The organism is Celerinatantimonas marina (assembly GCF_046054165.1).
In the GTDB taxonomy this organism is placed as follows: Bacteria; Pseudomonadota; Gammaproteobacteria; order Enterobacterales; family Celerinatantimonadaceae; genus Celerinatantimonas.
This window is the reverse complement of sequence record NZ_JBFNXK010000013.1, coordinates 52399-66366: the sequence shown is the minus strand read 5'-3', so window position 1 is coordinate 66366 and position 13968 is coordinate 52399. Positions and strand designations below refer to the sequence as shown.

Sequence of the window (13968 nt, the reverse complement as noted above, 5' to 3'; positions counted from 1 at the left end):
CGAAAGATCAACAGCCCTTAGCTTTTCCCCTGAGCTAAAAATTCTTTTTCGGCTTGATTGACTTTATAGAGATAACGACGGGATTCGCTGCGTGGATGATGAGTGGTCAGTTGCTGATATACCTGCGTTGATGACAGGTTATTGATGCGCTGAATAGCCCAGTTGCGTTGTCTGCTGAAGGTTTTAAAAACATTCCCGGTCCCACCGTTATAGGCTGAAATAACGCTATAACGAAGGGATAGCGAGTTATGAATATCGGATAAATAAACACTTTTTAAAATGTGTAAATAAGCGGTTCCAATATCCAAATTAAAAGCCGGGTTTAGCAGTTGTTTTTGGGTGGGTTGTCCACTGCGTTTTTTGATGCGACGGTAGACGTCGGCTCCCGCTGTACTAGGAACAATTTGCATCAGGCCATAGGCATTGGCCCAACTCACCGCGTAGGGGTTGAAGCTGCTTTCCGTTTTGACGATGGCATAAACCAAACTTTCTTCGACCTGATAGCGTTTAGCATATTTTCGGATCAGGCTGGCATATCGATATTCTCGAATGTGCATGCTGTTTTGTTCCAGCGGAAACTCAACATACCAAATTTTTTTATAGCTAAGCTGCCGGGTATGCAGTTGATGTTTGATGAGGTAATCGGCATAACGATTTGCCCGCCATCCCCACTGAATGGGTTGTTGATCCTGATCGAGCACTTGATTGTAGAGAAAAGGTTTACCATTGCCGAGGATAAAAGCGCGATCAGAAAACAGATCGACTTGGGTCGGATCATCCGGTGTCAGCAATGTGGCTACGATGGCTTCCTGAAGTTGTCGTTTTGGTTTAACCGTAGCGAGTGTTTCAACTCGGACCACCCCCCGCTTAAAGTCGATACTGGCTCGGGTTAAGTAGTTATCCGTATATTTGACGTAGCGTTTACGGCTGGCGATCAGATTATCATCGTCGCCCCAGACCCGATGAACTCGCTCGGTCAGGCTGCGGATCAGGCGCTCAAAGCCTTCAACATCTTTAGTCACCGCCTGTGGATGTTTGGCGTAATATTTTCCCTGATCGGTGACTAAGCGAGCCGCTGCCGTACGGGGATCCCCTGCGGTGGCGACTCGGATCAAACGATCGGGAGCAATGCCACTGCAACTGATCAGCCATGGAACGATGGATATGACCATCAGTAGACGATAAAACTTCATTCCGTGAAGCGCTTAAGTAACGATGACTTAGGCTTTGGGCGGTGTATATCCATCGATGGCTACGTCTCCCTGATTAAATAAAAAGTCGATCATGGCCTGTTCGAGAACTTTGCGATCATCAACATTCATCAGATTGAGTTTTTTTTCATTGATCAGCATGGTTTGTTTCATTTGCCATTGGCCCCATGCTTCTTTGCAGATGTTGTCATAAATGCGTTTGCCCAGATCGCCTGGGATCAGCTGAAAATCTAATCCTTCGGCTTCTTTGTGTAATCGCTGGCAATAAACCATTCGAGTCATAACATCTCCGTAGTGTGTGGTATGGGTTATAAATAAAGATTATTGATTGTATAGCATACCCGTGTCGTCAGGCCAATGTTGCTCTATAAATTGTCGGATTGGGGTGGGTAAACCTAACTGCGTGAGTTCTTGACGTGAAAAATACTGACCATCGGTTTGTAAAGAACGTTCCAGTATCACGGTTGCATCCAGTTTGTAATGGCTGAAAGTATGCTTAAAGGTTCCTAGCACTGGTGGATCGGTTTCGCGTATTTGATTCGAGGTCTCTTGAGGAAGACACCATAAGCTAGCCCAGATCCCCGGTGAGGGGCGCTTGACCAGATAGAGGCGATCCTGTTGCATGTGCCAGTGAAACAGTCCGCTTCGAATCGGTTGTTTTTTGCTGGGTTTGGGCGTTGGCAACTCGGCGACGCGATCAGTTTGTCGGGCCTGACAGCTCTCGTGCAATGGACAGCCAGGGCAATCCGGATTTTTAGCGGTACATACGGTCGCCCCCATATCCAACAGGGATTGGGCATATGGGCGACAATCATTTTCGAGCGTGTATTGCTCTGCGAGTTCCCATAATTTCCGATTCACAGCCGTGCTGGCCGGGATACCCTCTATCGCAAAGTAACGGCAAAATAAACGGCGGACATTACCATCGACAATCGGGCCGGGTTCATTGTAAGCAAAAGAGACAATGGCACCAGCGGTGTAGCGACCCACTCCGGGGATCTGTTCGATCTGCTTTAAGGTTCGGGGATAGTGTCCGGAAAACTCTTGTAGCAAATATTGTGCAGCTTTACGCAGGTTCCGGGCTCGGGAGTAGTATCCCAACCCTTGCCAGTGGCTCATGACTTCATCTTCAGCGGCGCTGGCTAAGGCCTGAATGGTCGGAAAACTCGCCATCCAACGCTGATAATAAGGAATGACGGTCGCAACCTGAGTTTGCTGAAGCATAATTTCTGAAACATGTACCGAATAAGGACTCGGGCTAAGTTGCCAGGGAAGATCATGTCGGCCATGATGGCGGGCCCATTGCACTAGGGTTTGATGAAAATCGCAAGGTGATAATACAGAATTCATGATGCTCTCAGGTTACGGAACGTCGGCACTATATCATGCTCGATAGGGAACAAAAACCACTTAACTTTTCTGGTAATGCGTGGGTAACTCAGTGGTTGTTTTTAGGGTTTCCATCGCAAAAGCTGAACTGATATCAGCAAATTCTAAGTGTTCGATCAGCTTTTTATAGATGATGTCATAGGTTGCAATGTCCGGGGTGACGATTTGGAGCAGATAGTCAACATCCCCGCTCATCCGGTGTGCTTCGACGATTTCTGGGATCTCGGCAATGAGCTGTCTGAATCGGTTGAGCCAGTCCTGACTGTGGGATGAGGTTTTAACCGAAACAAAAACGTTAACTCCCAGATTGAGTAAGGTGCGATCTAGCAATGCGACCTTCTGTTTAATCACGCCACTTTGTTCCAGTTTCTGGATCCGTCGCCAACAGGGGGTGGTCGATAACCCGACCCGTTCGGCAATCGTCTGGACGGGCAGGGTGACGTCCCGTTGTAGCAACTGTAGGATGAGCCGGTCTTTTGAATCTAAAGTCATTTTTTATGATAGTGAAATAATGGTAATAATTTATCGTATATTACGATAAATGGAGAAAAATTTTCTAAAAAAATAGATTTATTTGAATTAATACGCAAATTATTTCAGGTTGCCATCGGTTATTCTGATCCTCGTCAACAGATGAAAATGGATGATCCGATTGTGAACAATGCAGAAATTCAAGCGATTTATTTAGCGGCGCTGCAAACATCATTACGCCCGGCCCTCGGTTGCACGGAACCATTGACGGTGGCGCTGGCCAGTGCTCATGCTCGCTGCTGGGGAGAACGGTTAGCGCTTGGGGCGATGCAGCGTTTAGATGTGATGGTCAGTGCTAATCTATTTAAGAATGCGGCGGGGGTCTTCGTCCCGGGAACCGGGATGACCGGTTTGCCGATTGCGGCCGCCATGGGATGGTATGCCGGTCGGGCTGAGGCTGGATTGGAAGTTTTGGCGGATAGCTCGCCAGAAGCTTTAATTCAAGCCAAGAATTTATTGAAAGCACAGCGCGTTAGAATCGATTATCAGGAACATGCGGATGTGTTTTATACCCATTTGACGGCTGTCTTTGATAAAGGTTGTTGTGAAGTATTTATGGGGCATCATCACGATGAGTTACTGGCTGTTGATTGTAATCAGCAGCGGGTTTTTCAAGGTTCCACTCAGGAAACAACAGCCGAACCGCTTTTGGAAAGCTGTTGGAGCATTGAGGCCATTGTTGAATTTTGTCAGCACTGCGCATTGGAACCTTTTGCGTTTGTGATGGACAGTGCCACATTAAATTCAGCATTAAGCCAGCAAGGACTAACTCAAACTTACGGTCTGGCGATTGGGGCACAACTGCGCCAGCAACAACAAAAGGGTTGGTTAAGTGATGATCTGGCATCGAAGGCGATGATTATGAGCGCATCGGCCAGTGATGCCCGGATGGCGGGAGCGCCGCTGGCCGCTATGAGTAATTCCGGGAGTGGTAATCAGGGTATTGCGGCGACGATGCCGGTGGTGGCCGTGGCCGAATCACTGCAATGTGAGTCATCGCAGCTCTTACGTGCGTTGTTGATGAGCCATTTGATCGCTATTTATATTAAACGCTTACAGAGTCCGTTGTCGGCATTGTGTGCGGCGACAACGGCGGCGATGGGATCGGCTGCGGCGATCAATTGGCTGTTGGGGGGCGATGTCAGGCAGGTGCAAGAGACGATCCGCTATATGATTGGTGACATTAGCGGTATTTACTGTGATGGGGCGAAGCCGGGATGTGCTTTGAAAGTTTCGACCGCTGCGGCAGGTGCTGTCAAAGCGGCGTTGTTGGGACTATCGGGACAGGCTCCGCGCAATGATGGGGTATTGGAAAATTCCGTGGATGCCTCTTTGGCTCATTTAGGTCAGCTCACGCACCAGACTCTACAAGCTACGGATCAACAAATTGTTCGCTGGATTGCAGCAAGAGCACAGTTTTAAGCAGGTTGGGCTTGCTATCACGGCTACTTTTTGCATAATGCGCCCTTATCGTTTAGGCAGAATGAAGAGAGTGCAAATGAGTGCAACCGATGGTCCCCAATTGACTGAAGATGGCAAAGTGATGCGGACTGTACGTAGTTTTGTGAAGCGCGAGGGACGGTTGAGTAATCGTCAGGCTCATGCATTGGATGCGTTACTTCCTGAGTATGGATTAACCCATCAGTCTCAGCCTTATGATTTTGAAACTATTTTTGGTCGATCTGCTCCAGTGGTTTTGGAAATCGGATTTGGGATGGGCAAGTCGCTGGTGGAGATGGCCCAAAGCCACCCCGATTGGAATTTTGTCGGGATTGAAGTGCATCGTCCGGGTGTAGGTGCTTGTCTGGCTGATATGGCGGATTGTCAGTTGCAAAATTTGCGCGTGATTGAGCATGATGCCGTCGAGATCCTCAAAGATTCCATCCCGCCAGCGAGCTTAAGTAAAGTCCAGCTGTTTTTCCCAGATCCGTGGCACAAAAAACGCCATCACAAACGACGGATTGTCCAGCCGGAGTTTGCTCAGTTACTCCGTAGCAAATTGTCTGTGGGCGGTGTGTTTCATATGGCAACCGACTGGCAGAATTATGCCGAGCATATGCTAGAAGTGATGAATGCGGCTACCGGCTATCGAAATCTGTCGCAACGTGGCGATTATGTCGAGCGGCCACAATGGCGTCCTTTGACTAAATTTGAAAACCGCGGCCAAAAACTAGGCCACGGTGTATGGGATTTGATGTTTGAACGCGTTGATTAATCGGTATCAACGATAAACAGATCGAGCAGATCATTGAGAAATAGATGTCCTCGTTGAGTGACCTGCCAGTAGCCCGAATGATCATCAACCAAGCCCAATTCAATACCGCGTTGCATTGGGCCACAAAGTTGCGGCGTCTCCAGTACTTGTCCGGTGAAATCGATAAATTCCTGTTTCGGTACTGGTTCATAGAGACGGAATCGATTCAGAAAATATTCAAAAGGCCGTTCTACAGCCGCTATCGACCATTGTTGATCTAAAAACTCCCGCTTGGGATCTAAATAGCCTTTCGGGTGGCGCAGTTTTACCCGGCGAATGATCTGTTCCGGTTGGGTGAGTTTGCCATGCGCGCCGCAACCAATCCCGATGTAATCCCCAAAACGCCAGTAATTGAGATTGTGCCGGGCTTGATCGCCATTGCAGCCATAGGCGGATATTTCATATTGTTGGAATCCAGCGTCGGCCAGCTGTGCTTTCCCATGGGTTTCAATATCCCAAAGGGATTCATCATCCGGGAGCTTCGGCGGGCGGCTGGCAAAGGCAGTGTTAGGCTCAATCGTTAGCTGATACCAACTTAAATGGGTTGGGGCTAGTTCCAGAGCTTGTTGGATATCCGCGAGTGCCTGAGCTGTGGTTTGATTGGGTAAACCATGCATTAGATCCAAATTGATCCGGGTGAAACCGGCCGTTTTAGCCATCATGACCGCTTGTTTGGCTTGGGCGGCATCATGGATCCGTCCCAGACGCTTAAGATGAGCGTCATCAAAGCTCTGGATACCGAGCGACAATCGATTGACGCCACTTTGAAAATAATCCCGAAATCGAGCGGCTTCTGCCGTTCCTGGATTGGCTTCCATCGTAATTTCTATATTGTCTTCAAAGGGAATACGTTTTTGAATGCCTTCTAAAAGCCGATGGATCGCCGCGCCGGATAACAAGCTGGGGGTTCCTCCACCGATAAAAATGCTGTGGAGCGGGCGTTGCTGGACCCATTGCAGCTCGCTATCCAAATCGGCGAGTAGTGCAGCAATGTAGGCTGATTCGGGAAGTTCTCCTTTTTGCCCATGAGAATTAAAATCACAGTAAGGACATTTTTGCACACACCACGGAATGTGAACATACAATGATAGCTTAGGCAATTGCATTAGTGATGGCCTGCCAGTTTCTCAACTAATAATTTTAACGCCTGGGCTCGATGGCTGATTTGGTTTTTTTGTTCGGGCGAGAGCTGGGCGGATGTCACGCTGTATCCGTTCGGATAAAAAAGTGGATCATAACCAAAGCCATGGTCACCGATGATCTGGTGAGCAATCCGCCCTGACCATTGACCATGACAGATCAACGGCGTGGGATCATCAGCATGGCGCATATATACTAAAACGCAGTGAAAGCTGGCTTGGCGTTGACTGTCATCCGCGCTGGATAGTGCCGCGAGTAATTTTTCATTGTTTTTCTGATCATGACCATGCTCGCCACTATAGCGGGCTGAATAGATCCCGGGAGCGCCCCCTAAGAAATCAACCGCGAGTCCGGAGTCATCCGCGATGGCGGGGAGTCCTGTGGCCTGAGATGCATGGCGAGCCTTGATAATGGCATTCTCAACGAAGGTGGTGCCGGTTTCTTCGGCATCGGTAACGTGATAATGCGACTGGGGTACGATATCCAGTTGGTAATCGCTCAGTAGCGCCTGTAGTTCGGCCACTTTCCCGGCATTAGATGAGGCCAACACAATTTTAGACATGAATACTCCGCTCGTTAAAACTTATGGGCGCATCTTAAACGAGCCTGACGTTTATGCCTAGGGGCATAAACGGATCTTAAAGGCTTTTAGATCGATTAAGCTAAATAGTTTTCAACAATGACTTTAGAATGACGTCCGTCTGTAACTCCGGTATTCGGGGATCCAGAAATTTTTTTCAATGGATGCCTCTAAATATTCATCACTGACCTCTGGAGCCAACGATTCGGCAATCGCTTGCTTGGCGACAGCAAAAGCAATGGCTTTACTCAAGGACTGAATTTCATCCAGAGGGGGTAATAATTCGCCGGAACCCTGACGGATCATCGGTGAATGCTCAGCCAGAGTGTGACTAGCTTTCATTAGCATTTCATCACTAATCCGGGTGATTTTAGCGGCAATTACCGCCAGTCCTATACCGGGGAAGATATAACTGTTATTGCATTGAGCAATCGGATAACTTTGTTCACCTAAATAAACCGGAGGGAAAGGGCTTCCGGTGGCAATCAGTGCTTTGCCATTGGTCCAGCGTAGGATATCTTCAGGTCGAGCTTCAACCCGACTGGTCGGATTGGATAATGGAAAGATAATCGGATGGCGGCAATATTGATGCATGGATTGGATAATCGTTTCGGTGAAAATCCCCTGAGCTCCTGAAACGCCAATTAAGATGGTGGGTCGGGCATGTTTGATCACATCTTCCAGTGCAATGCCTTCACCTTCGCTTAGCGACCATTGCTGTTGGAGCTGTGCGGATTGAGCTAGTGATGTTTGAAAGGGCTGCAGATTGGGCATATTACTTTGGATTAATCCCCAACGATCCACCATATAAATTTGCTGGCGGGCATCCGCTTCTTCTTTTCCTTCACCGATCATGGCCCGGATGATGGCTTCGGCAATACCACAGCCTGCCGATCCGGCACCTACAAAACAGATGCGTTGCTCGCTCAGTTGTTCCTGTTTGGCCTGACAGGCAGCCAGTAGCGAGCCAACGGCCACGGAAGCCGTTCCTTGAATATCATCATTAAAACAGCAGAGTTGGTCTTGGTAGCGATTTAAAATAGGGTTGGCGTTAGCTTGAGCGAAGTCTTCAAACTGCATCAGTACATTCGGCCAGCGAATTTGAACCGCTTCAATGAATTGCTCAATAAAGCCATCATACTCATCACCGCTGATGCGTGGATGACGCCACCCCATATACATCGGATCGTCCAGCAGAGTCTGATTGTTGGTACCGACATCTAATACGATGGGCAAGGTATACGCGGGACTGATGCCGCCACAGGCCGTATAAAGGGATAGTTTTCCGATGGGGATCCCCATGCCACCGATGCCCTGATCGCCTAAGCCTAGGATCCGCTCGCCATCGGTTACGACAATGATTTTAACGTGATGGCGGGTTGCATTATTCAGCACTTCATCGATTCGGTCGCGATCCGGATAAGCGATAAATAATCCTCGCGAACGGCGATAGATATTTGAGAATTGTTCACAAGCCATGCCCACAACCGGGGTGTAAATAATAGGCATCATCTCGACGATATTTTCGGTGACGAGCTTATAGAAGAGGGTTTCATTGGTATCCTGAATGTTACGTAAAAAGATGTGCTTGTTCATGTCATTGCGGAAACTTCGGTATTGCTCATAAGCCCGCTGAGCTTGCTCCTCAATGGTTTCGATAGCATGTGGGAGCAGTCCTTCCAGATTAAATGCGGTACGCTCTTCCGGGGTAAATGCATTCCCTTTGTTAAGCAATGGTGTTTCTAAAAGAGCTGGTCCCGCATAAGGCAGATATAACGGGCGTTTTAAATTTTCCATAGAGACAACCTTTGTGAATATTCTGAGGATACCAAAGGTGGTACGGGTCATGACATCAGAGCATGTGATCCTCTGGTGATCGCTAATGATGTTACCAATCCGTTATTAGCCTTGTTAAGTGATTTATTCACTTAATATAGATAAGATCACACGGAATATGCAATTTACGCCATGTTTCGTTTGCAGTAGATATAAAAAAGGCGCATGAGATGCGCCTGTGAATTACATGACTCGCCAGTATGGAATGTAGCTTGAGAGTAAAATGTTTAAGAAGTTCAAGATGATGAATAGCGCGAGTACTGACAGATCAAGCCCTCCCATCACCGGAATGATCCGTCGGATGGGGGCTAAAAATGGTTCGGTGAGTTGCATGAACACATATTCGATGGGACTGCGTCCCTGACTAACCCAACTGAGAATGGCTCGGATAATCAAGATCCAAAATAGCAAGCTTCCCGCTTGTTTGACGACGGTCAGTAATGCAAAGAGTGGTAGTACATTCCAGAAGATGAAGCCTCGACTTAATTGCATAATTAACAGCCATTTTACAGCAGCAATAATCAATGCCAGGATTACCCCGGCCCAGTCGATGCCACCAAAACCGGGGATAATACGACGCAACGGTTTTAAAAGCGGGTTGGTGGCTCGGACAATAAATTGACTGAAAGGGTTATAAAAATCGGCTCGGGCGATTTGTAGCCAGACCCGCAAAATGACCACCATCAGATATAAATCAAATAGGGTCGTAATTAAATAAGTAAATGCCGTCATAGAATTAAGGTTCTCTTAGAGTTGACGTTCTAGCTGTTGACCACGCTCGATAGCGGCTTGCATGGCTTGTTTTACGGTCTCTCTGAGCCCGGCCTGTTCAAAAACTTGCACGGCTTCAGCTGTGGTTCCCCCTTTGACGGCCACATTCTGACACATGGTTGCCAATGTGGTTTGAGCATCATTTAAAGCCAGTTTCACGCTGCCTAATGCCGTATGCGTGACCATTTCCCGGGCTTGCTCTTCACTAAACCCAAGTTCCTGAGCATATTGTTGCATCGCATCCATAAACAGAAAAAAGTAAGCTGGGGCACTACCGGCAATCGCAATAATATGATTGATCGCCGCTTCATTGTCGAGCCAGACTACTTGCCCGACCGACGATAACGCTCGTTCTGCGCTTTGTTTTTGTGACGCGGTAATATCCTCTGGCGCGTAGACGCCGGTGACCCCTTCGCCGACTTTGGCGGGGAGGTTGGGCATACAACGGATAATGGGCACATGCCCTAACCAATTCTGCAGCTGTTCACAACGAATACCCGCCGCAATAGATATAAACAGTTTGCCTTCTACGTTGCCTTGTTTTTTGAGCGTTTGACAGAGATCCTGCATCACCTGAGGTTTAACCGCCAGAATAACAACTTCGGCAGCGTCCATAGCACTGATGCTGTCAGCATAAGTGGCAATCTGGTATTGGTTTTGTAATGACTCAAGCTTGCCTGGATTGTGATCACAGGCACCGATGGTTGAGGCGGAGATACCTTGCCGAACCATGCCACCAATGAGACTGGACGCCATGTGGCCAGCGCCAATAAATACAAATTGTTGTGTTGTCATGATGCTCCTGAGTATAAATCATACATGCGTTTTAGAATAATCACGTTGTCCAAAGATTGCGGTCCCAATCCGAACCATCGTACTCCCATAGTCAATGGCGAGTTGCATGTCATGCGTCATGCCCATTGATAATGTATCAATCTGAGGGTAGTGTCGTTTGAGCTTATCAAAAGCGTTTTTCATTTGCTGAAATTCTAGCTCCGGATGTTTCTGTCCTCCGATAGCCATCAATCCTCGTAGTGTTAATCGGGGAAGTTGGCTAATCGCAGCGGCCATTTCATCCAAATCGTCTAGGGATATTCCTGACTTAGTCGACTCTCCGCTGATATTGATCTGAATGCAGACATTGAGCGGTTGGCAATGTTCCGGACGTTGAGCACTGAGTCGTTGGGCTATTTTAAGCCGGTCAATGGTTTGCACCCAGTCAAAATGCTCAGCAACCAGTCGACTCTTGTTAGACTGTAATGGTCCAATAAAGTGCCAGGTAATGGGATCCGTGATCCAGTCGGCATCTAGGGTCGCCTGAATTTTATCAACGCCTTCTTGGACATAGTTTTCACCGAATTGGCGCTGCCCACATTGGTAAGCTTCTTGAACGGCGCTAAGCGGTTTGGTTTTGCTAACGGCCAGTAACGTAATGGGATCCAGGCGGTTCGCCTGTCGTTGCGCGTCATTGATCTGACGCTGAATGGTTTTGATATTCTGTTCAATAGTCATCATGATCACAGTGAAAAGTTAAAATAAAAAAGCGACGATTTAGTTCTTATCTATAATCCATTGATTTTTATATTAAAAATATATTCGAAAGTGTTCTTTTACCTCCGATATAGGTTACCCTTATGATGAGATCTGATTTCATGGAGCATGTTTCATAAACCTTTGGAACATATTGTTCTTTGAAATACCGGAATCAGAAATAATAACCAATCAAGATAAATAAGCTTTAGTGTAAAACATTCCGTTTGTCAGTGACACCCTTTCCCGGGGTACACGGGATTGATTTAAGTTACCGATGAATATGGCGGTGATCATTGATTAGACTTTTGATTTAAAGCAACGCTACACTGCAAAGGTTATCGATAAGTAAAAGGTTTTATTATGCTAGCTGTCATATCGCCCGCCAAAACATTAGATTTTAATCCTGCTGTCGTTGCAGGGAATTATACGCAGCCGGAGCTTCTTGAGGAGAGTCAACGGTTGATTGATGAGGCGTCTTTGCTGACTCCCGCTCAGATTGGTTCACTGATGAAAATTAGTGACAAGTTGGCGGGATTAAATGCCGCTCGATTTAGTCAATGGCAGACGCCCTTTGAGTTGGGTAGCGCTAAGCCTGCAATTCTCGCTTTTAAAGGCGATGTGTATACCGGATTGGACGCCGATTCATTATCTGAATCGGATTTAGAGTATGCATCCAATCATTTACGGATTCTATCGGGACTCTATGGCGTGCTGCGGCCCTTAGATTTAATGATGGCTTATCGGCTAGAGATGGGAATTAAACTGAAGAACCCTCGAGGGAACGATCTGTATCAATTTTGGGGGACTTTAATTACTGATAAACTTAATGAAGTTTTAGCACAGCAGCAGGATGAGTGGCTCATTAATTTAGCATCGAATGAATATTTTAAATCAGTAAAACCAAAAGAACTTCAAGCAAAGATTATTACGCCGGTATTTAAAGATTTTAAAAATGGACAATATAAAGTCATTAGTTTTTATGCTAAAAAAGCTCGAGGATTAATGGTCCGTTATATGCTTCAACATCGTATTGATGATCCCCTGCAATTACAAGCATTTGATTGGGAAGGCTATCAATATAGTGAAGATGAATCGACGTCAGATACATTTGTCTTTAAACGGCATCATGAGGCCTAATATATAAATGATCTGATATTTGAACAATTAGATCCAAGAGCAGATGAAAAGGCGGTTGCTTGCATTCGCTGAGCTGATTCGTTTTTAGACTCGATTATGAAAGGCACCCTAATGGGTGCCTTATAAAAAGCATGATACAAGTGTGCTGTATCTTATTTTTTATCCTGATACATATATTCGCGTGTTAGCGGTAAGCTATAGCGCCCGGCTTTAGTGGCAACCACTTGGTAAATAGCTACCCAGTTTTGATGGAAGGCATGAGCACAACCCGCTAAATAGACCCGCCAAATACGGAAGTGTTTTTCATCAACCATTTGTTGTAGTTTTTCACTCTGGGCTTCAAAGCGTGCCGCCCAGTGCTCTAAAGTAATGGCATAGTGGCGACGCAAGTTTTCAGCATCGGTGGGTTCCAAGCCTGCTTTGGCCATTTCATGTAAAACCATACTAATATGAGGTAATTCCCCATTTGGAAATACGTATTTATCAATGAAATCACCCCCACCAGCAGGTGCGCCGCCTGAATCTGGATCACTGGAAGTGATGCCGTGATTCATGATAATGCCATCGTCTTCAAGGAGATCATTCAGTTTCCGGAAGTATGATTCCAGATTGGCTAACCCTACATGTTCAAACATACCAACACTGGTAATTCGATCATATTTTCCTGTTACATCCCGGTAATCAAGCAGTTTGACCTCACAACAATCTTCTAAACCCGCTGCTTTGATACGACGTTGAGCCTCGTCAAACTGTTGTTGTGAAATCGTGACACCGGTCGCTTTGGCGCCGTATTTTTGGGCCGCGCGAATAATGAGAGCCCCCCAGCCACATCCGACGTCCAATAATTTCTGGCCGGGCTGAAGACGGATTTTAGTTAAAATATGGTCGATTTTCTGTTCTTGCGCTTGATCCAATGAGTCATCTAGCGAATTAAAATAGCCACAAGAATAAACCATGTTTTTATCAAGCCAGGCTTTATAAAAATCGTTGGAGACATCGTAGTGATAGGAAATGGATTCCGCATCGACTTTTCGAGAATGGCGAAAATGTCGGGGTTTACTATGTTGCATGGTTGTGTCAGGAGCCGCTTCGACTAAACGGCTTGCGATATCAATAATATCGGTGACACTGCCCTGAACTTTTAATTTACCCTCTACATAGGCTTCTCCGAGACTATCCAGAGAAGGATGAATTAAATGGCGTAGTGAAGCCAGAGAAGGAACATCAACAATGACTTTTGGGTCATTGGATAAATCAATTTGTTGACCATTCCAAAGGTGGATTCCCATAGGCAATTCTTGATTTGCGGCAACTTGCTCCACAAATTTTTCTAATTTTTTTTGCCAAAACATGACAAAGCCTCCTTACTTTAGTCCTGAAGTAAAGTGAAAAACTACATAAAATTCACGATAATAGACGAAAGTTGTTATCGGTTTGATTTTTAGTCCAAGGGTTCGTTTCCTACAACAAAGCTACTTCATATTACTCTGACATCTGTGATCAGTCGATGACCTATTATTGTCATTTTTATGATGCATTAAGAAAAATAATGGATATATGATCCCACCTGCTCGTTATCGGATTTT

Annotated in this window: 14 protein-coding genes; 3 read left to right on the top strand and 11 right to left on the bottom strand. The window is 46.4% G+C overall.

What is annotated here, in order from left to right:
- Window positions 1-17: 17 nt before the first annotated feature.
- The 4 genes from mltC to ABUE20_RS14120 are packed head-to-tail and all read right to left on the bottom strand — an operon-like array spanning window position 18 to window position 3092.
- Entirely contained in the window at window positions 18-1193 is a 1176-nt protein-coding gene (mltC, locus tag ABUE20_RS14135) for a membrane-bound lytic murein transglycosylase MltC (protein ID WP_408620589.1), read from the bottom strand.
- Between the two features lie 27 nt (window positions 1194-1220).
- Complete coding sequence (locus ABUE20_RS14130; protein ID WP_408620588.1) at window positions 1221-1493, bottom strand: oxidative damage protection protein; 273 nt, start codon at window positions 1491-1493, stop codon at window positions 1221-1223.
- Window positions 1494-1532: 39 nt separating this feature from the next.
- Window positions 1533-2561: an A/G-specific adenine glycosylase gene (gene mutY / locus ABUE20_RS14125; protein WP_408620587.1), complete on the bottom strand. Its 1029-nt coding sequence runs from the start codon at window positions 2559-2561 to the stop codon at window positions 1533-1535.
- Window positions 2562-2621: 60 nt separating this feature from the next.
- The gene (locus tag ABUE20_RS14120) at window positions 2622-3092 is read right to left on the bottom strand and encodes an Lrp/AsnC family transcriptional regulator (RefSeq protein ID WP_408620586.1); all 471 of its coding nucleotides are present in this window, start codon (window positions 3090-3092) and stop codon (window positions 2622-2624) included.
- 147 nt (window positions 3093-3239) lie between these two features.
- On the opposite strand from ABUE20_RS14120, the gene ABUE20_RS14115 reads away from it, so the two are divergent.
- Entirely contained in the window at window positions 3240-4553 is a 1314-nt protein-coding gene (locus ABUE20_RS14115) for an L-cysteine desulfidase family protein (protein WP_408620585.1), read from the top strand.
- A 76-nt stretch (window positions 4554-4629) separates the two neighbouring features.
- Window positions 4630-5346: a tRNA (guanosine(46)-N7)-methyltransferase TrmB gene (gene trmB / locus ABUE20_RS14110; RefSeq protein WP_408620584.1), complete on the top strand. Its 717-nt coding sequence runs from the start codon at window positions 4630-4632 to the stop codon at window positions 5344-5346.
- Here the strand turns inward: trmB and hemW are convergent.
- The 6 genes from hemW to ABUE20_RS14080 all read right to left on the bottom strand — a co-directional run bounded on the left by hemW (window position 5343) and on the right by ABUE20_RS14080 (window position 11227).
- Window positions 5343-6491, bottom strand: coding sequence for a radical SAM family heme chaperone HemW (gene hemW, locus ABUE20_RS14105; RefSeq protein WP_408620583.1), 1149 nt, complete (start codon window positions 6489-6491; stop codon window positions 5343-5345). The two genes, trmB and hemW, sit on opposite strands and share 4 nt — an antisense overlap.
- A complete protein-coding gene (rdgB, locus tag ABUE20_RS14100) occupies window positions 6491-7087 on the bottom strand; it encodes an RdgB/HAM1 family non-canonical purine NTP pyrophosphatase (protein ID WP_408620582.1) in 597 nt (198 codons plus the stop codon). Before rdgB ends, hemW begins: the two co-directional genes overlap by 1 nt.
- A 123-nt stretch (window positions 7088-7210) precedes the next feature.
- Window positions 7211-8902 carry an NAD-dependent malic enzyme gene (locus ABUE20_RS14095; RefSeq protein ID WP_408620581.1) on the bottom strand — a complete coding sequence of 564 codons (1692 nt, stop codon included), beginning with the start codon at window positions 8900-8902 and terminating at the stop codon, window positions 7211-7213.
- Between the two features lie 222 nt (window positions 8903-9124).
- A complete protein-coding gene (locus ABUE20_RS14090) occupies window positions 9125-9673 on the bottom strand; it encodes a YggT family protein (protein ID WP_408620580.1) in 549 nt (182 codons plus the stop codon).
- Between the two features lie 15 nt (window positions 9674-9688).
- Window positions 9689-10507 carry a pyrroline-5-carboxylate reductase gene (gene proC, locus ABUE20_RS14085; RefSeq protein ID WP_408620579.1) on the bottom strand — a complete coding sequence of 273 codons (819 nt, stop codon included), beginning with the start codon at window positions 10505-10507 and terminating at the stop codon, window positions 9689-9691.
- Window positions 10508-10525: 18 nt separating this feature from the next.
- Window positions 10526-11227 (bottom strand): YggS family pyridoxal phosphate-dependent enzyme, encoded by a 702-nt coding sequence (locus tag ABUE20_RS14080; protein ID WP_408620578.1) that lies wholly within the window; start codon window positions 11225-11227, stop codon window positions 10526-10528.
- Window positions 11228-11605: 378 nt separating this feature from the next.
- Between ABUE20_RS14080 and yaaA the strand changes: the two genes are divergently transcribed.
- Window positions 11606-12382 carry a peroxide stress protein YaaA gene (gene yaaA, locus ABUE20_RS14075; protein ID WP_408620577.1) on the top strand — a complete coding sequence of 259 codons (777 nt, stop codon included), beginning with the start codon at window positions 11606-11608 and terminating at the stop codon, window positions 12380-12382.
- A gap of 152 nt (window positions 12383-12534) precedes the next feature.
- On the opposite strand, the gene ABUE20_RS14070 is transcribed toward yaaA, so the two are convergent.
- Window positions 12535-13734, bottom strand: a complete 1200-nt coding sequence (locus ABUE20_RS14070; protein ID WP_408620576.1) for a class I SAM-dependent methyltransferase — start codon at window positions 13732-13734, stop codon at window positions 12535-12537.
- Window positions 13735-13968 lie beyond the last annotated feature (234 nt).